The sequence below is a fragment of the Pseudomonas sp. NBB genome, assembly GCF_032701105.1.
Classification (GTDB): domain Bacteria; phylum Pseudomonadota; class Gammaproteobacteria; order Pseudomonadales; family Pseudomonadaceae; genus Aquipseudomonas; species Aquipseudomonas asiatica.
In genome coordinates, this window is record NZ_CP103994.1 from 5,336,028 (window position 1) to 5,360,405 (window position 24,378).

The following is a 24,378-nucleotide window of genomic DNA, read 5'->3' on the forward strand; positions in this document are numbered from 1 at the left end:
GATATGGATCAGTTAGCGCGGAATGACCGGCTGGCGCGGCTTCTTGTTGCCTTTGCCACCCTTGGCCGCTTCCTTGCGCTCCTTGGCCGCCTGCTGGTTACGCGCAAACGCTTCGGCCTTGGCTTTTTCACGCTTGTCCCACGGTTTGCTGCCATCACTGCCACGCGGCGGCAGGCCGGTGTGCTGGGTAAGGACCTTCTGCTCCTTGCCCACCTTGTGGCTACCCGCCGGGGTCGAGTTCTTGCGGCGAGCACTCTGGTAGGTATCGGTCTGCGGCTGGTGCAGCGGGATCAGCTGGTGCTTGCCCGGCCCGATCAGGTCGGCACGGCCCATGCGCTGCAGCGCCTCACGCAGCATCGGCCAGCCCTTCGGATCGTGGTAACGCAAGAACGCCTTGTGCAGACGACGCTGCTCCTCGCTCTTGACGATCTCCACACCTTCGCTCTTGTAGGTCACCTTGCGCAGCGGGTTCTTGCCCGAGTGGTACATGGCCGTGGCCGAAGCCATCGGCGACGGGTAAAACGCCTGCACCTGGTCGGCACGGAAGCCGTTGCCCTTCAGCCACAGGGCCAGGTTCATCATGTCTTCGTCGGTGGTGCCCGGGTGCGCGGCGATGAAGTACGGGATCAGATACTGCTCCTTGCCCGCCTCTTTCGAGAACTTCTCGAACATGCGCTTGAAGCGGTCATAGGTGCCGATGCCCGGCTTCATCATCTTGTCCAACGGGCCACGCTCGGTGTGCTCCGGGGCAATCTTCAGGTAACCGCCGACATGGTGGGTGACCAGCTCCTTGACGTACTCCGGCGACTCCACCGCCAGGTCATAACGCAGGCCAGAGGCAATCAGGATCTTCTTCACACCCGGCAGGGCACGAGCCTTGCGGTACAGCTCGATCAGCGAGCTGTGGTCGGTGTTGAGGTTTTCGCAGATGCCCGGGAATACGCACGACGGCTTGCGGCAGTGCTTCTCGATGTCATGGCTCTTGCAGGCGATGCGGTACATGTTGGCAGTCGGGCCGCCAAGGTCGGAGACCACGCCGGTGAAGCCCGGCACCTTGTCACGCATCTCTTCGATTTCGTGCAGGATCGACTCGTGCGAGCGGTTCTGGATGATGCGGCCTTCGTGCTCGGTGATCGAGCAGAAGGTGCAGCCACCGAAGCAGCCACGCATGATGTTCACCGAGAAGCGGATCATCTCGTAGGCCGGGATGCGCTCCTTGCCGTAGGCCGGGTGCGGCACACGGGCATAGGGCATGCCGAACACGTAGTCCATTTCCTCGGTGCTCATGGGGATGGGTGGCGGGTTGAACCACACATCCACTTCGCCATGCTTCTGCACCAGGGCGCGGGCGTTGCCCGGGTTGGTCTCCAGGTGCAGCACCCGGTTGGCATGGGCATAGAGTACCGGGTCGTTACGCACCTTCTCGAACGACGGCAGGCGGATCACCGACTTTTCCCGGGTCATGCTCGGGCTGTCGAGAATCTGCACGACCTTGGCTTCGTTCGGGTCCTCCTGGTCGCCCTTGGCCTGCTCGATGGCACAGGCCTGGGTGTCCTGGGTATTCACGTACGGGTTGATGATCTTGTCGACGCGACCCGGGCGGTCGATGCGGGTCGAATCGATCTCGTACCAGCCCTGAGGCGTGTCACGACGCACGAAAGCAGTGCCGCGCACATCGGTGATGGTCTCGATCTTCTCGCCGTTGGACAGGCGCTGGGCCACCTCGACCACCGCGCGCTCGGCGTTGCCGAACAGCAGGATGTCGGCGCTGGCGTCGATCAGGATCGAGTGACGGACCTTGTCCTGCCAGTAGTCGTAGTGGGCGATGCGGCGCAGCGAAGCCTCGATGCCGCCCAGTACGATCGGCACGTGCTTGTAGGCTTCCTTGCAACGCTGGCTGTACACCAGGCTGGCACGGTCCGGACGCTTGCCGGCCAGGCCACCAGGGGTGTAGGCGTCGTCAGAACGGATCTTCTTGTCCGCGGTGTAGCGGTTGATCATCGAGTCCATGTTGCCCGCGGCCACACCGAAGAACAGGTTCGGCTCGCCGAGCTTCATGAAGTCGTCTTTCGACTGCCAGTTCGGCTGGGCGATGATGCCTACGCGGAAGCCCTGTGCCTCCAGCAGGCGGCCGATGATGGCCATGCCGAACGACGGGTGGTCGACGTAGGCATCACCGGTCACGATGATGATGTCGCAGGAATCCCAGCCGAGCAGATCCATCTCCTCCCTGCTCATCGGCAGGAAAGGTGCTGGCCCGAAGCATTCGGCCCAGTACTTGGGATAGTCGTAGAGTGGTTTGGCTGCTTGCATGTCAGTGACCGGTTCTGGTGTGCAGGGAAATCGCGGGCGCGGAGGATAGCACAAATTTTGACCAAATCCGACGATGGTTGTCGGATTCATGGCTTGCCGGCGATGAGGCCGGTGGCTTATTCGTCGTCGTCGAAGTTGTACATGCCCGGTGCAAGGTTCTCGAAGCGGGTGTACTTGCCGATGAACGCCAGGCGCACGAAGCCGATCGGGCCGTTACGCTGTTTACCGATGATGATTTCCGCCACGCCCTTGTGCTCAGTCTCGGGGTGGTACACCTCGTCGCGGTACACGAACATGATCACGTCGGCGTCCTGCTCGATCGCACCGGATTCACGCAAGTCGGAGTTCACCGGGCGTTTGTTCGGGCGCTGTTCCAGAGAGCGGTTCAGCTGCGACAGGGCGATGACCGGGCAGTTGAATTCCTTGGCCAGGGCCTTGAGCGAGCGGGAGATCTCGGAAATTTCGTTGGTCCGGTTGTCGCCGGCCGAACCCGGGATCTGCATCAGCTGCAGGTAGTCGACCATGATCATGGCGATTTCGCCGTGCTCACGAGCCAGGCGGCGGGTACGGGCGCGCATTTCCGAGGGGCTGATGCCGGCGGTATCGTCGATGAACAGCTTGCGGTCGTTGAGCAGGTTCACCGCCGAGGTCAGGCGCGGCCAGTCGTCGTCGTCCAGCTGGCCGGAACGCACCTTGGTCTGGTCGATACGGCCCAGGGACGAGAGCATACGCATGATCAGCGATTCACCTGGCATCTCGAGGGAGAACACCAGTACCGCCTTGTCGGTACGCAGTACGGCGTTTTCCACCAGGTTCATGGCGAAAGTGGTCTTACCCATCGACGGTCGGCCGGCGACGATGATCAGGTCGGCTGGCTGCAGGCCGCTGGTCTTCTCGTCGAGGTCGGTGAAGCCGGTGGATACGCCGGTGATGTCACTGTCGGAGTTGAACAGCGTGTCGATGCGGTCGATGGCCATGGTCAACAGTTCGTTGACCCCCACCGGGCCGCCGGTTTTCGGGCGGGCCTCGGCGATCTGGAAGATCTGCCGCTCGGCGTCGTCGAGAATCTCTTCGGCGTTGCGCCCTTGCGGGTTGAACGCGTTGTCGGCGATATCGGTACTGATGCTGATCAGCTGGCGCAGGGTGGCGCGCTCGCGAATGATCGCGGCATAGGCCTTGATGTTGGCTACCGACGGGGTGTTCTTGGCCAGCTCGGCCAGGTAAGCCAACCCACCGACTTGCGAAGAAAGGCCTTCCTTGTCCAACTGCTCGTGCAGGGTCACCACGTCGAATGGCTGGTTGGCGTCGGCCAACTTGTGCACGGCACGGAAGATCAGGCGGTGGTCATGCCGGTAGAAGTCGCCATCCGATACCTGGTCCAGCACCCGCTCCCAGGCGTTGTTGTCCAGCATCAGGCCACCGAGCACGGCCTGTTCGGCCTCGATGGAATGCGGCGGCACCTTCAGGGCTGCGGTTTGCAGGTCAAGCTGTTCGGAAGTGGTGATCTCGTTCATGGCCACGAAAGAATTCTGGAGGATGAAAAAGACAAAGGGCACGGCCTGTCGAAAACAGGACCGTGCCCGATGTTAACCGCCTGCCCCACAAGGAGCCAGACAGTCAGCGCAGCTTAGGCAGCTACGACGACCACGCGTACGGTGGCTTCAACGTCGCTGTGCAGGTGCACGGCTACGTCGTATTCGCCAACCTGACGGATGGTGCCGTTCGGCAGACGAACTTCAGCCTTGGCCACTTCAACGCCAGAGGCGGTCAGGGCGTCAGCGATGTCGTGGGTGCCGATCGAACCGAACAGCTTGCCTTCATCGCCAGCGGTGGCAGTGATGGTCACTTCCAGCTCGGCCAGTTGGGCAGCGCGGCTTTCAGCCGAAGCTTTCTTGTCAGCAGCTGCTTTTTCCAGCTCGGCGCGACGCTCTTCGAACGCAGCCAGGTTGGCGGCGTTGGCAACGGTGGCCTTGCCGAATGGCAGCAGGAAGTTACGGCCGTAACCAGCCTTAACTTTTACTTTGTCGCCCAGGTTGCCCAGGTTAGCGACTTTTTCCAGCAGGATCAGTTCCATTTGGTAAAACCTCTTAACTTTTAACCTTCACCGTTCGCGGAGTCATTCCCCTTGGGGGACTTGCGACCGCGAAAATCAATCAGGCTGTCGACAATGGCCAGAACCACCAGCAACGGATAAATCAGCTGCATGATCAGCGGCAGCGTCACGTACATGCCCACCAGCCAGAACCCGGCCAGTCGACCCTGTGCCACCAGCCCATGCATCAAGGCGATGCCGGCCAGTACCAGTACCAGGCTCGAGGCCGATGCCAGGACGATGAACTGCGGCCCGATGAACGGGGCCACCACCATCACTGCCACCAAGACCGCCATGGTCTGTTTCGGCAACTTCAGGGCGCGAAACTCGCGACCGAAGCCTCCAGGGTTGTACAACGCTGCCTGCCAGTAGCGCGCCAGCACCAGGGCCAGCACACTGAACAATTGCACCGTCACTGCTGTGGAAGCGACCAGCACAGGGCGGATCAGCTCACCGGAGAGCACCGGCTGCCCCTCGATTTTCGGCATGGCTTCGGCAAAGGCCTTGGCCAGTACATCGAAGGTTTGCGCCAGCGCCAGATCGAGCACGAGGCTGAAAGCCACGGCGAACACGGCACTGACCAGCAACACCCGGCTCCAGGGATGCTCGGCGCGCAATAGCGCAGCCAAGCCCAGGGCACCCGCGATCACCAGAAAGGTGATGGGATCGCCCATGACCCACACGGCCAGCCCGGCCAGCAGGCCGCCGGCGATGACCGTTGTAGCATCCTTGAACCCACGCCGCAGCAGCACAAGGCTGCCGGCAGCGGCACTCAACCAGAACAGCAGCGGCAGTACCGCGCTGATGACCACCACCAGGGTGGCCTGCACACGACCGCGCATGATGAAACTTGCTAACGCTCGCATGCTAATCCCTTACTGCTTGTCGACGACCCGGTCTCAGCGGCCGTGGCTGTCGGTGTAGGGCAGCAGGGCCAGGAAGCGGGCGCGCTTGATAGCGGTAGCCAGCTGACGCTGATAACGAGCTTTGGTACCGGTGATACGGCTTGGAACGATCTTGCCGGTTTCGGATACGTAAGCTTTCAGGGTGTTGAGATCTTTGAAGTCGATCTCTTTCACGTCTTCAGCAGTGAAGCGGCAGAATTTACGACGACGGAAGAAACGTGCCATTTAATAGGCTCCTCTAAAGGTCCGTGGATTACTCGTCAGCGTTATCGCTGGAGTCGCTGTCGTTGCTGTCGTCGCCGTCGGCGGATTCAGCATGCTCAGGACGCTCACGACGCTCACGGCGCTCGCTGCGGTTTTCTTCAGCCTTCAGCATCTCGGACTGACCGGTAACGGCTTCGTCACGACGGATGACCAGGTTACGGATAACGGCATCGTTGTAGCGGAAGTTGTCTTCCAGCTCGGCCAGGGCCTTGCCGGTGCACTCAACGTTCAGCATCACGTAGTGAGCCTTGTGAACATTGTTGATTGCGTAGGCCAGTTGACGACGGCCCCAGTCTTCCAGGCGGTGGATCTTGCCACCATCTTCTTCGATCAGCTTGGTGTAACGCTCAACCATGCCGCCGACTTGCTCGCTCTGGTCCGGGTGAACCAGGAAGATGATTTCGTAATGACGCATGAATGCTCCTTACGGGTTAGTAGTCTGCCAGCGAATCTGGTCAGACAAGGAGTGAATGACACTGTATGTCTTGCACGGAGGGGAGGCACATGCGCGCCTGCCAGCTCGGCAAGGGGCGCAATTGTAGACAAGGCGAGGCGTACAAGCAAGGTGATTGGTGAATATTTGAACAGCCTGAAACACATTACAGACTGCCGGCCCTTTCGCGGGTAAACCCGCTCCCACAGATACCCCACAGGGCTTAGGCCTTGTGCGATCCCTGTGGGAGCGGGTTTACCCGCGAAGAGGCCGGTACAGGCCGAAGATCAGCGCTTGGCCTGACGCTGACGCACAGCCTCGAACAGGCACACGCCAGTCGCCACCGACACGTTCAGGCTGCTGACACTACCGCCCATCGGCAACTTAACCAGGAAATCGCAATGCTCGCGGGTCAACCGGCGCATGCCCTTGCCTTCCGCGCCCATGATCATCACCAACGGCCCGGTCAGGTCCTGCTGGTAGATCTCCTGCTCGGCCTCGCCGGCGGTACCTACCACCCACAGGCCACGCTGCTGCAGTTTTTCCAGGGTACGCGCCAGGTTGGTCACCGCCACCAGCGGGATCACCTCCGCCGCGCCGCAGGCCACCTTGCGCACGACCGGCGTCAGGGTTGCGGACTTGTCCTTGGGCACCACCACTGCCGTGGCGCCGGCGGCATCGGCGGTACGCAGGCAGGCGCCAAGGTTGTGCGGGTCGGTCACACCGTCCAGCACAAGGATCAGCGGTGGTGTTTCGGTGCGTTCGAGCAATTCCTCGAGCATCAATTCGCCCCAGACCTGGCTCGGGCTCACCTCGGCGACCACACCCTGGTGCACGCCTTCTACCCAGGCGTCCATCTCACGACGTTCGGCCTGGCCGACCGCCACGCGATTTTCCGCGGCCAACGCCAGCAGCGCCTGCAGGCGCGGCTCGCTGCGCCCTTCCGACAGCCAGATCTGCTTGACCCGCTTCGGGTGGTGCTGCAGCAATGCCTGCACGGCGTGCACGCCGTAGATCTTTTCCAGCTGACTCATGACTTGCTCTTGCTCTTGCGTGGCGCGCCGGACTTCGACGGGCCTTTACGGTGCTTGGTCGGCTTGCCGGAGGCCTTGCCACCCTTTTCCGACTTGCTGCTGGCATGGCCGCCACTGCGCGCCTCGCTCATCAGCGCCTTCTTCATTTCGCGGCTCTTGCGCACTTCGGCGTTACGCTGCACAGCGTCTTTCGGGAAGTACGCCTCGGCGGTCTCGCTCTTGCGGCTGCGCGGCTTCGGCGTGGCCTTGGCCTCGACCGGGGCCTGCTCGGCCTGGCCGGCAGCCGGTGCGGCACCACGCTGCTTGCGGCCGATCGGGGCGGCGAGGGTCTTTTCCGACACTTCGAAGTCGATCTTGCGTTCGTCCAGGTCGACGCGCATGACCTTGACCTCGATCGTGTCGCCCAGGCGGAAGCTGCGACCGGTACGCTCGCCAGACAGGCGGTGGTGCACCGGGTCGAAGTGGTAGTAGTCGCCCGGCAGCGCACTGACGTGCACCAGGCCTTCCACATAGATATCGGTCAGCTCGACGAACAGGCCGAAACCAGTCACCGCGGTGATCACACCCGGGAAGGTCTCGCCCACGCGGTCCTTCATGAACTCGCACTTGAGCCAGTTGACCACGTCACGGGTGGCTTCATCGGCCCGGCGTTCGGTCATCGAGCACTGCTCGCCGAGCTGCTCGAGGGTGTTCTCGTCGTACGGGTAGATGCGCGCCTTGGGGATGCTCATGGCGCCGGCACGCTTGACGTGCGGGGTTTCGACCCTGGAACGGATGATGCTGCGGATGGCGCGGTGCACCAGCAGGTCAGGGTAGCGACGGATCGGCGAGGTGAAGTGGGTGTACGCCTCGTAGTTCAGGCCGAAGTGGCCGTTGTTGTCGGTGCTGTACACCGCCTGGCTCAACGAACGCAGCATCACGGTCTGGATCAGGTGGAAGTCCGGGCGCCCGGCGATGCTCGCCAGCAGTGCCTGGTAATCCTTCGGCGACGGGTCCTTGCCCTTGTGCAGGGTCAGGCCCAGTTCGCCCAGGAAGGCGCGCAGCTTTTCCAGACGCTCCGGCGGCGGGCCGTCGTGCACGCGGTACAGGGCCGGCACGCCATGCTTCTGCAGGAATTCGGCGGTGGCCACGTTGGCCGCCAGCATGCATTCTTCGATCAGCTTGTGGGCGTCGTTGCGCACGGTCGGGCGGATTTCCGCGATCTTGCGCTCGTCACCGAAGATGATGCGGGTTTCCTGGGTCTCGAAGTCGATCGCGCCACGGGTGTGACGGGCCTCCACCAGCACCTTGTACAGGTTGTACAGGTTCTTCAGGTCCGGCACGACTGCCTTGTACTCCTCGCGCAGCGCCTTGCCCTCACGGGTGCGGGAGTGCTCGAGCATGCTGCTGACCTTGTTGTAGGTGAGGCGGGCGTGGGAGTGGATGACGCCTTCGTAGAACTGGTAGTCGACCATCTGGCCGGCTTTGTTCATGGTCATTTCGCAGACCATCGCCAGGCGATCGACATGCGGGTTCAGCGAGCACAGGCCGTTGGACAGCTCTTCGGGGAGCATCGGTACCACGCGCTCGGGGAAGTACACCGAGTTGCCGCGCTGCTGGGCCTCGACGTCCAGGGCCGAACCCAGGCGCACATAGCTGGACACGTCGGCAATGGCCACATACAGGCGCCAGCCACCGGAGAACAGGCGCAGCTTGCCCAGCGGCTCGCAATAGACGGCATCGTCGAAGTCGCGGGCGTCCTCGCCGTCGATGGTGACGAACGGCAGGTGGCGCAGGTCGACGCGCTTCTCCTTGTCCTTCTCTTCGACTTCGGAGCGGAACTTGCGCGCTTCCTTGATCACGTCTTTGGGCCAGACGTGCGGGATATCGTAGCTGCGCAGGGCAACGTCGATTTCCATGCCCGGCGCCATGTAGTTGCCGATGACCTCGACCACATCGCCTTGCGGCTGGAAGCGCGGGGTCGGCCAGTGGGTGATCTTGATCTCGACGAACTGGCCGATCTTGGCACCGCCGTTGCGCCCGGCAGTGACCAGCACTTCCTGCTGGATCTTCGGGTTGTCCGGGGTCACGTAGCCGATACCGCCTTCTTCGAAGTAACGGCCGACCACGCTTTCGTGGGCGCGGGAGATGATTTCGACCAGCACGCCTTCACGGCGGCCACGGCGGTCGACGCCAGAGACGCGGGCCAGGCCGCGGTCACCGTCGAACACCAGGCGCATTTGCGACGGGCTGAGGAACAGATCTTCGCTGCCGTCGTCCGGAATAAGGAAGCCGAAGCCGTCGCGGTGACCGGAGACGCGGCCGCAGATCAGGTCCAGCTTGTCTACCGGGGCATAAGTGCCGCGCCGGGTATAGATAAGCTGGCCATCGCGCTCCATTGCACGCAGGCGGCGGCGCAGGGCTTCGATCTGATCTTCGTCGTACAGACCGAACTCGGCCGCCAGCTCCTCGCGTGCGGCCGGTTCGCCACGGTCGGCGAGGCGCTGCAGGATCAGCTCACGGCTGGGAATAGGGTTGTCGTATTTTTCCGCTTCGCGAGCGGCCTCGGGATCGAGGGATTGCCAATCGGCCATCAGAAGGGGTTCACCTTGGGGTATATAGATAGGAATTCTGGCATAGGCGTATTGAAACCGGAAATGTCAGCCTTGGACAGCCCCACCGGCGTGTCTGGCGAGGACGAATAGGCCTGCGGAATCAACAAGTTGAATTTTTTGAAATTTTTTTTGCTTGGGGGGTTTACAGCCCCCCGGACCGTCCGTATAGTGCGCACCACAACGACGGACAACCCCGAAGTTGTAGTAGAGATGAGCGGCGCTGTAAAGCATCAAGTAATCTCGAATGTGTGCCCAGGTGGCGGAATTGGTAGACGCGCTGGTTTCAGGTATCAGTGGCTTAACGGCCGTGGAAGTTCGAGTCTTCTCCTGGGCACCAAATATTTTCAAGTAACAGATGACCAAGGATCTGTTACTACTGTGTGAAAGCGAACGATAGTCGCCTTCTCCAGATGATGTAAAGCTTTGCCCAGGTGGCGGAATTGGTAGACGCGCTGGTTTCAGGTATCAGTGACTTAACGGTCGTGGAAGTTCGAGTCTTCTCCTGGGCACCATACAAAAACCCACTAGCTTGCTAGTGGGTTTTTTCTTGCCTGCGATTTTTGTATCCCTCCTCTTTTCGGTCATAGGTACAAACCTGTGCCGGCCTCTTCGCGGGCGCGCCCGCTCCCACAGAATCATCACAGGCCTTCCGGCTAGTGAAATACCTGACACCTTCAGACTCTTGCACCATGGTCTGACCATGAATTTCTCGTCACCCGGCCACTTGAGAAACGATTTCGTTTACCATTGTTTCCAAATATGTAGCCGTAAGCGAGGAAGTACCCGCATGACGATCCGCCCGCAACCGCTGATGCGTACCTTGGCCGCCGCCGTGCTGAGCCTGGCCATCGGCGCTCCGGCCGCCATGGCAGACGCACCGGTCACCCTGACCATGTACAACGGTCAGCACAAGGAAATCGGCGAGGCCATCGCCAAGGCCTACGAGGCCAAGACCGGCATCCACATCGATATCCGCAAGGGCAGCAGCAACCAGCTGGCCAGCCAGATCATCGAGGAAGGCGAACGCTCGCCGGCCGACATCATCTACACCGAAGAGTCCCCTCCCCTGAACAACCTGGGCGAACTGGGCCTGCTGGCGAAGATCGATGACGCCACCGCGAACATGATGCCCAAGGAGTACGTTGGCGCCAACGGCACCTGGATGGGCATTACCGCCCGTACGCGCATCGTCGTCTTCAACCCGAAGAAGGTCGACGAGAAAGACCTGCCGACCACAGTGATGGACTTTGCCAACCCCGAGTGGGAAGGCCGTGTCGGCTATGTACCCACCAGCGGCGCCTTCCAGGAACAGGCCGTGGCTATCCTGAAGATGCACGGGCGAGAAGCCACCGAAGAATGGCTGACCGGCCTGAAGGCATTCGGCAAGACCTACACCAACAACATGGTCGCCCTCAAAGCCGTGGAAAAAGGCGAAGTGGCTGCGGTACTGGTGAACAACTACTACTGGTATGCGCTGGAGCGCGAGCGCGGCAAGCTGGACACCAAGCTCTACTACCTGGCCGATGGCGATGCCGGCAACCTGGTCACCATTTCCGGCGCCGCCGTGGTCAAGGCCAGCAAGCACCCGAAAGAAGCCCAGGCCCTGCTCAACTGGATGGCCAGCGAAGAAGGCCAGCGCGTGATCACCCAGACCACCGCCGAGTACCCGCTGCACAAAGGCATGGTCTCCGACCGCGGCCTGAAGCCGTTCGAAGACCTGCGCCCACCGAAGATCTCACCAGCCGACCTGGGCAATGCCGAGGAAGCGATCGAGCTTGAGCGCGAGGTCGGCCTGCTCTGATGACTGCCGCCCTGTCCGAACCGGTGCCGGTTCGCTTCGTACCGCGCCGCAAGCGCCCCTCTGTCTGGGTGGTGCTGCCTGTGCTGTTCCTGGTAGCGATGAGCTTGCTGCCTTTGCTGTACGTTGCCATGAAAGCCTGGGAGGCCGGCTGGCGCGAAGCCTTGCATCTGCTGTGGCGGCCGTTTGTCTGGGGGCTGATGCGCAACACCCTGATGCTGATGGTCGGGGTGACGCTGACCTGCATGGTGGTCGGCCTGGCCCTGGCCTGGCTGCTGGAGCGCAGCAACCTGGCCGGCCGCCGGTTGTGGGGCGTGGTGCTGTGCCTGCCGTTCGCCGTGCCGTCGTTCGTCAGCAGCTTCACCTGGGTGTCGCTGAGCTCGGACTTCGAAGGGCTGGGCGGGGCGATCATGGTCATGGCCCTGTCCAAGTACCCACTGGTGTTCCTGCCGGTGGCCGCGACCCTGCGCAACCTCGATACCTCGCTGGAGGAATCGGCACGTACGCTGGGCTGCAGCCGCTGGGGCGTATTCATCAAGGTCACCCTGCCGCTGCTGTGGCCATCGATGCTGGGCGGCGCGCTGCTGATCGCCCTGCACATGCTGGTGGAGTTCGGCGCCTTGTCGATCCTCGGCTTGCAAACCTTCACCACGGCGATTTACCAGCAGTTCGAACTGGAGTTCAGCAATGCCAACGCGGCCATGCTGTCCGCCGTACTGTTGGCGATGTGCCTGGTGATGCTGTGGCTTGAACTGCGGGTACGTGGCAAGGCCCGTCACGTGCGCATCGGCCAGGGTGTGGCGCGGCGAGCACAACCGGTGCGGCTGCGTGGCTGGGCAGTGCTGGCGCAACTGTTCTGCGTGGGCCTGGCGGTGTTGGGCAGCGGAATTCCGCTGGCCATGCTCGGCTACTGGTTGAGCGTGGGTTCATCGGCGGCATTCCCAGTGGCAGCCATTTCCAAGGCGCTGTTCACCTCGTTGTCGGTGTCGCTGGGCGGCGCCGGCTTCTGCGTGCTACTGGCCCTGCCAATCAGCTTCCTGGTGGTGCGCTACAAGGGCCGCCTGGCAATTTGGGCCGAGCGCCTGCCATACCTGTTGCACGCCCTGCCCGGCCTGGTGATTGCCCTGACCCTGGTGTTCTTCGCCCTGCATTACGTGCCGGCGCTGTACCAGACCACGGCACTGTTGCTGCTGGCCTATGCGCTGCTGTTCCTGCCGCTGGCGCAGTCGCCGGTGCGCACCGCACTGAACAAGGCTTCACCTACCCTGGAGGAAGCGGCACGGACCTTGGGCGCAAGCAGCTTTGCCGCGTTCTGCCGGGTGACCCTGCCGATCATCTTCCCGGCCATGGCGGCAGCTTTTGCCCTGGTGTTCCTGGATGCCATGAAGGAACTGACAGCTACCTTGCTGCTCAGCCCGACCGGCATGACCACCCTGGCCACCGAGGTATGGGCGCATACGGCCAACGTCGAGTTCGCGGCGGCGGCGCCTTATGCGGCATTGTTGATTGTGGTTTCGGGGTTGCCGGTTTATCTGCTGACTACGCGGATGTATTTGAACAAGGCTTGAAAGCTTGCCCAGGCCGCCATGCGGCCTGGGCATTAAGCCACCTGGGCAACTCACTTCTTGGACATGATCCGCAAGACCCGCAGAAACAGATTGATAATGTCTAGATACAGCGATGCAGCGCTGTCTATTGCATTATCCACGGTACGCTCAATCTGGTTCGCACGCCCCCAATCAACCCCGATATAGCCACAGAAGATCAGTGCAGTGATCCAATCCATTACCCCGAGATGGATACCGAATAACCAAACCTGCGCCAATTCAACGAAGATCACAGCTATCAAAGCTATGCATAATGACGCCTTGATGCGCTTGAAGAAGCGGGGGAATACAGACCCCAGCAACATCATGGTAACGGTTAGCAAGACGGTCGCCTGCAAGGCATTCACGATGTTTTCATGTGAGTACTTTGGGAGGACGATGACAAGCAGCAACCCGACCGGAATCACGATCAGGTTGTAGCCGAGGAAACTGTACAACGGCTTTTCAGATTTGAAGATGATCGCGACACCCGCTAGCGCGGTGATCAAGTAGCCAACCAGGAACAGCATCATGGGGATGGACCGAACAATATCGGGCGGCACCGTGATTACCAGATACCAGTTGACGAAGAAGCCCCACAGCAGTACTGCGCCGAGGATCAGATTGTAGATGCACGCCGATATTTTATGATTGGTTCCGAGTCGATTGAAGGTTTCGTTCTCCAGCATGTCTGTTATGCCCCCTGGCGTCTATGCTTGTAAATACTGCCCGCGATAACGTGCGCTCAACGCCACCCCGCTAAGCAACTGCTGTTTCGCGGCGGCGGAGCCTTATGCGGCGTTGTTGATCGTGGCATCGGGTTAGCGGTGTATTTGCTGACTATACGGATGTATTTGAATAAGGCGGAGAACGGGTCCAGACTGGTGACCAACCCGATTTCATTAATATACACCCGTCATCTCAGAAACCTTATCCAAACACAGAACATAGCCAGCAAGACAAAAAGCAGCACGTGAGCATGCCATAACCAAACCAGTAGTTTTTTAAGGCTTTGAGGGGCATTGCGGACATCTTCACTGTCCAACATACCTTTGCGAATGCAAAAACCCTTCATTGATAGCATCGCGGAAACTGACCCCAAACGCATAATCTGCCCAAGCATACCAGCACGGGCATACATTGCTTTGTTTCCCACAACCATGGGACTATTTGAGAAGCTTGCCTCGACCTTATCAAGGAAGCGGTATGCAATTACAATCCACGTTCCAAACATTAAAAATGGTGATGCAAACAAACACACTCCGAGCACCGCGACCTGCACATTGGTCATTACAGCACCTCATATAAAACTTCTCCAAGAAACTCGCCACCCATTTCTCCTAACGCCCCACCTACACTACCTCCAGCCACCCCGCCGAGCACCACGCAAGCGACAGCCCCTGCACCTGCTGTGATGCAGTTGATCAATCTCCTCTAGCGTTTTCTTGATAGCCTCAAGATGCTTGTTCCAGGCATCACTGGCTGCACCTGCACCTATAGACGCACGGGTCAACAAGCTCTGCAACAGATCATAGTTCTCTAGGAAGAATCCATCGATTCCCCCTCCGTTCAACTCGATATCAAGGTGTATCCCAGCCGCCTTACCCATGAGAAAAGCTTCATGACTAGTGCAGGAGGAGGGGGTGCTTGGTTCACCCACGATCACGAGTTCGCCAGGGAAAACGACGCTATTGGCAATATGCGCATTCAACACATCAAACTTGGCCCGCTGATTGGACGATATCGGCGTGCCGGCCTTCAGCGACTCATACGATTGCGCCTGAAGATTGCACTTGCTCCACCGCCGCCGGCACCGTGCTGCCGGCGATCGGCGCAAACTCGCCTACCCACACCCCAAATTAATAGCCTTCCAATTTCAACCAACTCCAAAGACCTATGAGCGACAAAAAAATAGCGACATGAACAAACCACAAGCCCACAAGCATACGGCGCAAACCACCAGGAAATTTCTTTACATCCTGAAGATCCAAAAGGCCTTTACGAATGCAAATCGCCCTCATCGACAACATTACGGATGCGGAGCCGGTACGCATCACTTTACCCAGCAAACCCGCCTGACCAAAAATCTTTTTATTACCAGAAACCATTGAACTATTAGAAAGCAACGACTCTATGTAACTCACATAGCGAACTGAAATATAAACCCATATAAATATGACCATGAACATAGCCATCATTAAAGGAAGACCTAACCACCTGGCGTCGAAGCCAATCATTGCGTCACCTCATATAACAACTCACCAAACATCTCACCGATATCACCTACGACCGAACCGCCTGCAGCACCACCCACGGCGCCTCCAATGACAGTACACGCGAGGGCCCCCGGACCGCCTGTCGTCACTCCGAGGAAAAGTACGCATCCAGTTCCCCCTAGAAATCCACCAATCGACCCGCCCGCGATCGAGCCCCCCGTACTGCCGACCAGAGAGACTCCTTCCACATACTTGGCCTTTCTGCAATCTTCAGAGCGTCCAAAGGTACATGCATGATGGATACTCAGCCCTGTTGAAGCCACGTCGAGCCCCAAGCCGATATAAGTGCCCTTCTTTATCAGACTTGCCGCTTTCGAGACGCCAGCAATCTTTTCGGCATATCCAGCAATCTCACCTGTATGTAGGTAGCTCTTGGTAGATATCTCGAGCGCTCTTTTCACCGATCCCTTATTTTGCAGGCCCGAACCATACGCAGCCATGTTGTTCAACTGCCCTTCCAACTTCATAAACAATGCCATTCTCTTGGCATAAAATTCGTCACGCGCTTTTAGCGTGCCGTTTTTCAAATACTCCCGATGTAATATCTCGATTTCTTCCAACGTCCTCTTGATCGCATCGAGGTATCTGCTCCAACCATCGCTCACAACGCCTGCCCCCATGGAGGTATGAGAGAGCAAGCCTTTCAACATCTCATAGTTATCCAGAAAGAAGTCATCCACCCCAGCGCCATTGATCTCAAGCTGATGGTGTATCCCCGCCGCCTCTGCCATCAAATATGCTTCATGGCTCGTACACGATGGTGTACTGGGATCTCCAACAATCACCAGCTCCCCTCCGACAACCACGCTATTGACGATATGCGCATTCAACACATCAAACTTGGCCCGCTGATTGGCCGACATCGGCGTGCCGGCCTTCAACGACTCATAGGATTGTGCCTGGGGATTGATGAAGCTACGTGCCTCGGACATAGTCGCACCTCACGCATATTTCTTGTTGCTGATGCGATCCCAGCCGCCGGTCACATTGCCGCCGGCACTGCCGTCGAGGCGCTTCTGCCGCGTGTAGGTGGTCTTGATGCGGCCATAGTTGAGCTGCACTACTTCCACCGGCACGCCAGCATTGGCGCTTTGGGCGTAGTCGGCGATGATCACTTCTTCGAGAACGACTTCGTAGTACTTGAGCTTTTCGGTACCGGCCCGGCACACCACCAGCTTCACTTCCTTCAGGTGCTGGCCGGCACAGCTGGCTTCGAGCAGCTTGCAGCTGGCGCTGTCCAGGTACTTGGTGAAGGTGAAGTTGGTGAGCGTGGTACGCCCGGAAGATGCGCCACCTGCAGAGCTTGCGGTGGCAGAAGTGCTCTGGTTGGCACCGAACTTGTAGCCGATGATTTCGATCCAGTTGGCGTACTGCTCGTCCAGTGCTTCGCCAGTGATTTCCGCGATTTGAATATAAGCATCGAAAGCCATGCTTACCTCTCCTTGGTAAAAATTGGGCTGATAACGACGGTGTTCGGACATCGCCGCCTTGAGGTTGTTCCCGAAGGCGAATGGCGGATTGCATTGCGTGCCTTCAGGTGCGATTGACACTAGCTCCCCATGCCTGGCGCGACAATAGAATGCGGACAAACAAGGTTAATTTGGGAAATTGCCTACAAATTTACCGATGAAGTCAGCTTGATCGGTGTGGAAGCAGGCTTGGCCGCGAAGTAGAAACCGCGGGGCTGGCACGGGCTTCGCCCGTGTTCGCGGGTGAGCCCGCTCCCACAGTGATCTGAGCGTAGACTTTTAGATTTTGGGGTGAGGGCTACCAGGTGCTTGTCGTGGGTTCTGAGGTGGTGCGCAAATCGAGCGCCGCCCGCGCGGCGCTCGATCTCATAGGCGCTGAAAATACTGCGGCCAACACCTCCCAGCCCAGAAGCTTTCTCAAAAGGCACCTACACAAAAGCGCATCTACATGATCAAGCTCTGAACTGGCCCAGGCTGGCGCGCAACTGAGCCGCCAGATCATCCAGCACCTTGCTACTGGCCGTGGTCTGCATCACCACTTCAGCCGAGCGCTCAGCCTGAGCATGGATAGTCTCCACCCGCCCACGCACAGCTTGCGCCCCATTCGCCTGCTGCTCGGCCGCGCGGGTGGCCAGGCCGATGGCTGCATGCACCTGCTCCACCGCCGCCTGCACCGACTGCTGGCGACGCTCGTTGTCACGCAGCACCAGCAACCCTTCGCTAGCCTTGAGCCCGGCCTGGCTGATAGTTGCCACAGCTTCCTTGGCGCCCTTTTGCAGCGCGGCGATATGCGCCTGGATATCTCCCGTGGAACTTTGCGTCTTGCTCGCCAGCGCCCGCACCTCATCGGCCACCACGGCAAACCCGCGCCCGGTTTCGCCAGCACGGGCGGCTTCGATGGCCGCGTTCAAGGCCAGCAGGTTGGTCTGTTCGGCGATGCCGTGGATAACCGTCAGCACCACTTCGATCTGCTCGCTCTGCTTGGCCAGGCGCTCGATCACCTGGGAGCCGGCCTCCACCTGCCCGGCCAGGTTCTCGATCAAACCGGCTAGCTGGGTTGATGTGCGGCTGTTCTCGTCAGTTGCCTGGCGGATATCCACCACCTGCTGCAGGGCTGCCTGCATCGCGTGGCTTTCAGCCTGGGCCTCGTCGGCCATGCTTGACAGGTCGCGCAGGCTGGCCGCCACTTCATCGCGTTGCAGCGCAGCGGCAGCATCGGCGCCGGCATTGCGCTGGGCCATTGCGCCAATCTCAACGCCGGTACGCTGCGCCACCTCGCCGGCCTCGCGCACGATGGGCTGCAGCTTGTCGACAAAGCGGTTCACCGCCGAGGCCATGTCGCCGATTTCATCGCGGCTGTCGAGCAGCACGCGCTTGGTCAGGTCGCCTTCACCGGCAGCGAGGTCGTCGAGTGCAGCGATCAGCAGGCGCAGCTTGCTCAACACCCGCCGGCCAAGCACCACGGCTACCACCAGCAGCACCCCTAGGCCGACCAGCACCAGCCCCAGGCCGATGCGCCAACGCAGCTCTGCAGCAGCATCGCGAACCGTCTGCGCTGTATTGGCCTGCATCGCGGCGGCGCTGCCCTGGGCCTTTTCCAAACGCTCGCGCAGGGTGTTGCCACTCTCGGCCGCAGCACCGACAAGGCTGTCACCGACCAGTTGCTCACCACTGGTGATAAGGGCGGCGAAGCGCTGGTCGAGCGCCTTGAGCTCCTGGTCGATGCCAGCCGTGGAAACACCCATCACCACCTTGCCGATTTCCGCACCATTGGGGCTGATCGAGGCCTCGACAAAGTACACCGCCGGGTCCCGCCGTGCCGCGTCGATCACCTTGTCCAGCGCACGCTCGCCCTGACCTTTTTCCATCAACGCCTGGTTGATCGGGTTCTGCCGGTTCAGGTAGCGGGTAAGGTGCTGGCCCTGAGCGTCGTCGTAAACCACAAACAGCACGTTGGGGTTGCGCTGGGCGCGGCGCGCGAAGTCGGAGAGCACCGGCACGTCGTTGTCCCATATCGCCCGCGGTGCGACCGACGCCAGCAGCTCGGCCATATCGTTGGCGGAGTCCTTGAGGTTCCTCTCCAGCGTGCTGCGCAGCTGCTGCTGCTCGCTTTGCAGGCGTGCCGACAAACCTGCACTCAGGCGCTGGCGGGTGCTGCTGGAGAGGCCGTCGAGGCCTGAGCGCACATCTTGCCCGGCTTGCTCCAGCTCACTGGCGAGCTGGCGGCTGTCATTGCCCAGGCGTTCACCCAGGTCGGCTTCCAGGGCGGTGACCGTGCTTCGGGTAAGCGCAACGGCGACCAGCACCTGCACCAAAAGAGCGATACCAAGGGCAACAAACACAGGCCGCAAAAGGCGGCTTCGTAACAGTGAGAGGATGGCAGACACGGTGTAACCCTCGTGTTTTCTGGCGCCACTATTTTGATGGCATCTTCAGAAACTTCTTACAGCAAGGGTTGTGCCGGCGGCAGCAGGGAAATGTGCCAAGGTCTAGCAATGAGGTTGCCCGCACGGGCCTCTTCGCGGGTGAACCCGCTCCCACATGGACCGCGCAGGTCCTGAGGACTGTGCAGGACCTGTGGGAGCGGGTTTACCCGCGAAAGGGCCGGGACAGGCAGACCCCACAAATGAAAACGCCGCAGCCCCTTTCAGGGCCACGGCGTCAGATCAGCCTGGAAGGCAGATCAGGCGAACGGATGACGCAGAACGATGGTCTCGTTGCGGTCCGGGCCGGTGGAGATGATGTCGATCGGCGCGCCGATCAGCTCTTCGATGCGCTTGATGTAGGCGCGAGCGTTGGCTGGCAGTTCTTCCAGGGTTTTCACGCCCAGGGTCGACTCGCTCCAGCCTGGCATCTCTTCGTACACCGGCTCCAGGCCGATGTAGCTGTCGGCATCGGAAGGCGCGTCGATGACGGCACCGTTCTCGTTCTTGTAGCCAACGCAGATGTTGATGGTTTCCAGGCCATCCAGTACGTCCAGCTTGGTCAGGCAGATGCCCGAGATGCTGTTGACGTCGATGGCACGACGCAGGATCACGGCATCGAACCAGCCGCAACGGCGCGCACGGCCGGTGGTGGAGCCGAACTCATGGCCACGCTTGGCCAGGGTAGCGCCAGTCTCGTCGAACAGTTCGGTCGGGAACGGACCGGAACCTACGCGAGTGGTGTAGGCCTTGGTGATACCCAGGATGTAGTCCAGGTACATCGGGCCAACGCCAGAACCAGTGGAGATACCGCCAGCGGTGGTGTTGGAGCTGGTGACGTACGGGTAGGTACCGTGGTCGATGTCCAGCAGCGAGCCCTGGGCACCTTCGAACATGATGTCCTTGCCAGCGCGACGCAGGTTGTGCAGCTCGGCGGTGACGTCGAGCATCATCGGCTTGAGCTGTTCGGCGTAGGCCATGCATTCGTCCAGGGTCTGCTGGAAGTCGATGGCCGGCTCTTTGTAGTAGTTCACCAGCTGGAAGTTGTGGTAGTCCAGCAGCTCACCCAGCTTGGCGGCGAAACGCTCGCGGTGGAACAGGTCGCCCACGCGCAGGCCGCGGCGTGCGACCTTGTCTTCGTAGGCTGGGCCGATACCACGGCCGGTGGTACCGATCTTGGCTTCGCCGCGGGCTTTTTCGCGGGCCTGGTCCAGGGCAACGTGGTACGACAGGATCAGCGGTGCAGCCGGGCTGATGCGCAGACGCTCACGCACCGGTACGCCCTTCTCTTCCAGCTTGGTGATTTCACGCATCAGGGCATCCGGGGCAACGACCACGCCGTTGCCGATCAGGCACTGTACGCCTTCACGCAGGATACCGGACGGAATCAGGTGCAGAACGGTCTTTTCACCGTTGATCACCAGGGTGTGACCCGCGTTGTGGCCACCCTGGTAGCGCACTACGGCGGCAGCATGTTCGGTCAGCAGATCGACGATCTTGCCTTTGCCCTCATCACCCCACTGGGTGCCCAGGACGACGACATTCTTACCCATTACATTGGTCCTCATTCACGCAAACTTGGTTGCCGGCCTACTGCCGGCGCAGAAACTCACTGGGCCAGCGGCAGAACCTGCCAGCGCCCGTCTTGCTGAATCAATTGCCGATCACAATCCGCCTCGAGAGCAGCACTCAACGGCTGGCCAGGCAGGGCCTGGACCACACGCTGGCCCTCGTTGCGCAACTGGCAGACTTGCTGCCAGAGGGCCGCGTCGCCACTGTCCGGCATCCAGATGCCGCCAGTTGGCAATACGACCTCCGCTCGCCCCAGTGTGACCAGGGTCTTCAAATCCGTGGAGAAACCGGTGGCCGGGCGGGCCCGGCCGAAATCGGCGCCGATGTCGTCATAGCGCCCGCCCTGGGCGATCGATTGGCCTTCGCCCGGCACGAACACGGCGAACACCACGCCTGTGTGATAGTGGTAACCGCGCAGCTCGCCGAGGTCGAAGTACAGCGGCAGGTCCGGGAAGCGCGACGCCAGGCGATCGGCGATCGCCAGCAGGTCGTCCAGCGCCGCCAGCACGCTGGCCGGGGCTCGGCCCAGGCGCACACGGGCTTCGGCCAGCACTTCGCGACCACCGCACAGTTCCACCAGCGCGCGCAGCATGTTGCCCAGGTCCTTCGGCAGGTCGGCGGTCAGCACCTGAACCTCATCCACGGCCTTGCGCTGCAGGGCGTCGAACAGCTGCTGCTCGACCGCGCCGGACAGGCCGGCAGCACGGGCCAGGCCGCGGTAGATACCGACGTGGCCCAGGTCCATGTGCACATCCGGCACATCGGTCAGCTGCAGCGTGGCGAGCATCAGGCTGATGACTTCGACATCGCTGGTGGGGCTGGCGTCGCCGTACAGCTCGGCACCCAGCTGGATCGGGCTGCGCGAGGTGGACAGGGCGCGCGGCTGGGCGTGCAGCACGCTGCCGGCATAGCACAGGCGGCTCGGGCCTTCACGGCGCAGCGTGTGGGCGTCAATGCGCGCCACCTGCGGGGTGAAGTCGGCGCGGAAGCCCATCAGGCGACCGGACTGCGGGTCTACTACCTTGAAGGTGCGCTGATCCAGGTCCTGGCCGGCGCCGGTGAGCAGCGACTCCAGGTACTCGATATGCGGGGTGACGACCAGCTCGTAGCCCCAACTCTGGAACAGGTCCAACACCTGGCGGCGCGCGATCTCGATGCGCGCGGCCTCAGGTGGCAGTACTTCCTCGATGCCATCTGGCAGCAGCCAGCGGTCTACCGTTGCCATTACGCCATTTCCCCTCTGGTCCGGGCGGCTTGCCAGCAGGCGAGCCGTCAGTAAAGCCGGTATCGCGCACAGCAGCGGGCAGCACTGATCCCAGCGCAGCCACCGTACCCGACACCCTCGAATTGCCTTGCGACCTGACCAATCCGCCAACTGGCGGTTTGCCAATCAACCTTGCAGACGCAAAAAAGCCGGGAAATTTCCCGGCTGCCTCATCATACACCCCTTTTCATTCAGGATGCACCCCGCCTGGCGTTTTAGCTGCCAGGCGGGGCGCCGCCGCATGAAAATCAGGGCCTGAGCATCACGGCCTGCTCTTGTCCAGGAAGCGGAAGAACTCGTTCTTCGGATCCAGGACCAGCACGTCGCTCTTGCTCGAGAAGCTCTCGCGGTACGCCTGCAGACTACGGTAGAACGCATAGAAATCAGCGTCCTGGGTGTAGGCCTTGGCGTAGATGGCGGCCGCCTGGGCGTCGCCGTCACCGCGGGTTTCCTCTGCTTCGCGATAGGCCTCAGCCAGCAGTACGCGGCGCTGACGATCGGCATCGGCACGGATACCTTCAGCCAGCTCGTTACCCTTGGCGCGGTGCTCACGGGCTTCACGTTCACGCTCGGTGCTCATGCGGTCGAACACGCTGCGGTTAACTTCCTTCGGCAGGTCGATGGCCTTGACGCGCACGTCGACCACCTCGATACCCAGCTCCTTGGCGGCCATGCGGTTCAGCGAAGCAGTGATGTCAGCCATCAGCGCGTCACGTTCACCGGAAACCACTTCATGCAGGGTACGTTTACCGAACTGGTCACGCAGGCCGCTTTCCAGACGACGCGACAGACGCTCGTCGGCGATCTGTTTCATGCCGGATGTGGCGGTGTAGAAACGTTCGGCGTCCTTGACGCGCCACTTGGCGTAGGCGTCGACCATCACCGCTTTCTTCTCCAGAGTCAGGAACCGCTGGGTCGGGGCGTCGAGGGTCATCAGGCGGGCGTCGAACTTGCGCACCTGGTTCACGTACGGAATCTTCACGTGCATGCCCGGCTGTACATCCGCCTGGACTACCTTACCGAAGCGCAGCAATACCGCACGCTCGGTCTGGGACACGATGTAGAAGCTGTTCCAGGCCACGATGGCCAGGACCACGGCGGCGATCAGGGCGATCAGCGATCTGTTGCTCATCAGCGGCTCTCCCTAGTGCGCAGCGGCTGCTGTTGCTGTTGCAGGTCCTGCGCCGCACGGGCGGCCGCATCGTTGACCGATGGCGACACGCTGGTGGTCGGCGCGGACGGGTTGCGGCTGCCTTCGACCATCTTGTCCAGCGGCAGGTAGAGCAGGTTGTTCTGCCCGTCCTTGGTTGCCACCATAACCTTGCTCGAATTGCTGTAGACCTCTTGCATGGTCTCCAGGTACAGGCGCTGACGGGTCACGTCAGGTGCCTTGCGGTACTCGGCGACCAGCTTGGTGAAGCGGTCGGCCTCACCCTTGGCGCGGGCAATGACTTCGTCGCGGTAACCGTTGGCGTCCTCGATGATGCGCTGGGCCTGACCACGGGCTTCCGGTACCACGCCATTGGCGTAGGACTCGGCCTGGTTGCGGGCACGCTGCTCGTCTTCACGGGCTCGGATCACGTCGTCGAAGGCTTCCTGCACTTCACGCGGGGCAGCCGCGCTCTGTACGTTGACCTGGGTGACAGTGATACCGGTACGGTAGGTGTCGAGGAAACGCTGCAGGCGCTCGCGGATATCCACGGCCATCTGCTCACGACCTTCGGTCAGCACCTGGTCCATCGAGGTGGAGCCCACCACATGGCGCAGGGCACTCTCGGTCGCGTGCTGCAGGCTGACCTCAGGCTGGTCGACGTTGAGCACGAAGTCCTGCAGGTTGCTGATCTTGTACTGGACGGTCAGCGGTACCTCGACGATGTTCTCGTCTTCGGTCAGCATCTGGCCCTGCTTGGTATAGGCACGCTCGCGCGTGACGTTCTCCATGTACTTGCGATCGATCGGCGGGAAGTAGATGTTCAGGCCGGGGCCGACCGTCTCATAGTACTTGCCGAAGCGCAGCACCACGGCCTGCTCCTGCTCGTCCACCACGTACACGGCGCTGTACAGCCAGATAGCAGCCAGCACCGCCAGGCCGATGCCCAGCAGGCCCAGGCCACCGCCCTTGCCGACATTGCGGCCACCGCCGCCACGTTTCTTGCCACTGCCGAACATGCCGTTCAGGCTGTCCTGCAATTTGCGGAAGGCCTCGTCCAGGTCCGGTGGACCTTTCTTGTCACCACCGCCGCCACCGCCATTCCGGCGACCGCCCCAGGGATCCTGATTGTTCGAGTTGCCACCCGGCTCGTTCCAAGCCATAGCGCTCTCCATCTGATAAAGCAAAGACGCGCCCACGGCGCG

At 61.0% G+C, this 24,378-nt stretch carries 20 protein-coding genes, 2 tRNA genes and 2 pseudogenes; 4 read left to right on the forward strand and 20 right to left on the reverse strand.

The features are described from left to right. Positions 1 to 12: 12 nt before the first annotated feature. From NY023_RS24700 to rnr, 8 genes are all read right to left on the reverse strand, one after another. A complete protein-coding gene (locus NY023_RS24700; RefSeq protein ID WP_013974417.1) occupies positions 13 to 2,313 on the reverse strand; it encodes a YgiQ family radical SAM protein in 2,301 nt (766 codons plus the stop codon). Between the two features lie 116 nt (positions 2,314 to 2,429). Further along, the gene (gene dnaB / locus NY023_RS24705) at positions 2,430 to 3,827 is read right to left on the reverse strand and encodes a replicative DNA helicase (protein ID WP_015271992.1); all 1,398 of its coding nucleotides are present in this window, start codon (positions 3,825 to 3,827) and stop codon (positions 2,430 to 2,432) included. Positions 3,828 to 3,940: 113 nt separating this feature from the next. Further along, positions 3,941 to 4,387, reverse strand: coding sequence for a 50S ribosomal protein L9 (gene rplI / locus NY023_RS24710; protein ID WP_003249568.1), 447 nt, complete (start codon positions 4,385 to 4,387; stop codon positions 3,941 to 3,943). 20 nt (positions 4,388 to 4,407) lie between these two features. Next, on the reverse strand, positions 4,408 to 5,271 hold the full coding sequence (locus tag NY023_RS24715; protein ID WP_003259010.1) for a hypothetical protein: 864 nt from the start codon (positions 5,269 to 5,271) through the stop codon (positions 4,408 to 4,410). A 33-nt stretch (positions 5,272 to 5,304) separates the two neighbouring features. Next, positions 5,305 to 5,535, reverse strand: a complete 231-nt coding sequence (gene rpsR, locus NY023_RS24720; protein ID WP_003249563.1) for a 30S ribosomal protein S18 — start codon at positions 5,533 to 5,535, stop codon at positions 5,305 to 5,307. Positions 5,536 to 5,563: 28 nt separating this feature from the next. Next, complete coding sequence (rpsF, locus tag NY023_RS24725; RefSeq protein WP_013974420.1) at positions 5,564 to 5,989, reverse strand: 30S ribosomal protein S6; 426 nt, start codon at positions 5,987 to 5,989, stop codon at positions 5,564 to 5,566. Between the two features lie 305 nt (positions 5,990 to 6,294). Next, positions 6,295 to 7,041 carry a 23S rRNA (guanosine(2251)-2'-O)-methyltransferase RlmB gene (gene rlmB / locus NY023_RS24730; protein WP_003259007.1) on the reverse strand — a complete coding sequence of 249 codons (747 nt, stop codon included), beginning with the start codon at positions 7,039 to 7,041 and terminating at the stop codon, positions 6,295 to 6,297. Beyond that, positions 7,038 to 9,614, reverse strand: coding sequence for a ribonuclease R (rnr, locus tag NY023_RS24735; RefSeq protein WP_013974421.1), 2,577 nt, complete (start codon positions 9,612 to 9,614; stop codon positions 7,038 to 7,040). Before rnr ends, rlmB begins: the two co-directional genes overlap by 4 nt. 271 nt (positions 9,615 to 9,885) lie before the next feature. Between rnr and NY023_RS24740 the strand changes: the two genes are divergently transcribed. From NY023_RS24740 to NY023_RS24755, 4 genes are all read left to right on the forward strand, one after another. Continuing rightward, a tRNA-Leu gene (locus NY023_RS24740) sits at positions 9,886 to 9,972 on the forward strand. Positions 9,973 to 10,060: 88 nt separating this feature from the next. Beyond that, positions 10,061 to 10,147 (forward strand) — tRNA-Leu (locus NY023_RS24745). A 275-nt stretch (positions 10,148 to 10,422) separates the two neighbouring features. Next, entirely contained in the window at positions 10,423 to 11,436 is a 1,014-nt protein-coding gene (locus tag NY023_RS24750) for an extracellular solute-binding protein (protein WP_013974422.1), read from the forward strand. Then, entirely contained in the window at positions 11,436 to 13,001 is a 1,566-nt protein-coding gene (locus NY023_RS24755) for an ABC transporter permease (protein ID WP_013974423.1), read from the forward strand. Before NY023_RS24750 ends, NY023_RS24755 begins: the two co-directional genes overlap by 1 nt. A 50-nt stretch (positions 13,002 to 13,051) precedes the next feature. Here NY023_RS24755 and NY023_RS24760 read toward each other — a convergent pair whose 3' ends face one another. The 12 genes and pseudogenes from NY023_RS24760 to hflK all read right to left on the reverse strand — a co-directional run bounded on the left by NY023_RS24760 (position 13,052) and on the right by hflK (position 24,336). Continuing rightward, positions 13,052 to 13,708, reverse strand: coding sequence for a Bax inhibitor-1 family protein (locus NY023_RS24760; RefSeq protein ID WP_013974424.1), 657 nt, complete (start codon positions 13,706 to 13,708; stop codon positions 13,052 to 13,054). 227 nt (positions 13,709 to 13,935) lie between these two features. Continuing rightward, positions 13,936 to 14,310 (reverse strand): hypothetical protein, encoded by a 375-nt coding sequence (locus NY023_RS24765; protein ID WP_013974425.1) that lies wholly within the window; start codon positions 14,308 to 14,310, stop codon positions 13,936 to 13,938. A 123-nt stretch (positions 14,311 to 14,433) separates the two neighbouring features. After that, positions 14,434 to 14,781, reverse strand: a pseudogene (locus NY023_RS24770) (hypothetical protein); the annotation flags it as partial. 97 nt (positions 14,782 to 14,878) lie between these two features. Continuing rightward, positions 14,879 to 15,256, reverse strand: coding sequence for a hypothetical protein (locus NY023_RS24775; protein ID WP_015271999.1), 378 nt, complete (start codon positions 15,254 to 15,256; stop codon positions 14,879 to 14,881). Continuing rightward, positions 15,253 to 16,227, reverse strand: coding sequence for a hypothetical protein (locus NY023_RS24780; protein ID WP_013974427.1), 975 nt, complete (start codon positions 16,225 to 16,227; stop codon positions 15,253 to 15,255). The genes NY023_RS24775 and NY023_RS24780 overlap by 4 nt, the downstream gene beginning before the upstream one ends. 9 nt (positions 16,228 to 16,236) lie before the next feature. After that, positions 16,237 to 16,725 (reverse strand): Hcp family type VI secretion system effector, encoded by a 489-nt coding sequence (locus tag NY023_RS24785; protein WP_031324578.1) that lies wholly within the window; start codon positions 16,723 to 16,725, stop codon positions 16,237 to 16,239. Between the two features lie 491 nt (positions 16,726 to 17,216). Continuing rightward, entirely contained in the window at positions 17,217 to 18,101 is an 885-nt protein-coding gene (locus NY023_RS27850; protein ID WP_374709148.1) for a methyl-accepting chemotaxis protein, read from the reverse strand. Positions 18,102 to 18,122: 21 nt separating this feature from the next. Further along, positions 18,123 to 18,815, reverse strand: a pseudogene (locus tag NY023_RS27855) (methyl-accepting chemotaxis protein); the annotation flags it as partial. A gap of 632 nt (positions 18,816 to 19,447) precedes the next feature. Continuing rightward, positions 19,448 to 20,740, reverse strand: a complete 1,293-nt coding sequence (locus NY023_RS24795) for an adenylosuccinate synthase (protein WP_013974430.1) — start codon at positions 20,738 to 20,740, stop codon at positions 19,448 to 19,450. Between the two features lie 56 nt (positions 20,741 to 20,796). After that, positions 20,797 to 21,984 (reverse strand): ATP phosphoribosyltransferase regulatory subunit, encoded by a 1,188-nt coding sequence (locus tag NY023_RS24800; RefSeq protein ID WP_013974431.1) that lies wholly within the window; start codon positions 21,982 to 21,984, stop codon positions 20,797 to 20,799. A gap of 301 nt (positions 21,985 to 22,285) precedes the next feature. After that, positions 22,286 to 23,155, reverse strand: coding sequence for a protease modulator HflC (gene hflC / locus NY023_RS24805; RefSeq protein WP_013974432.1), 870 nt, complete (start codon positions 23,153 to 23,155; stop codon positions 22,286 to 22,288). Beyond that, the gene (gene hflK / locus NY023_RS24810; RefSeq protein WP_024087812.1) at positions 23,155 to 24,336 is read right to left on the reverse strand and encodes an FtsH protease activity modulator HflK; all 1,182 of its coding nucleotides are present in this window, start codon (positions 24,334 to 24,336) and stop codon (positions 23,155 to 23,157) included. Before hflK ends, hflC begins: the two co-directional genes overlap by 1 nt. Between the last annotated feature and the right edge of the window lie 42 nt (positions 24,337 to 24,378).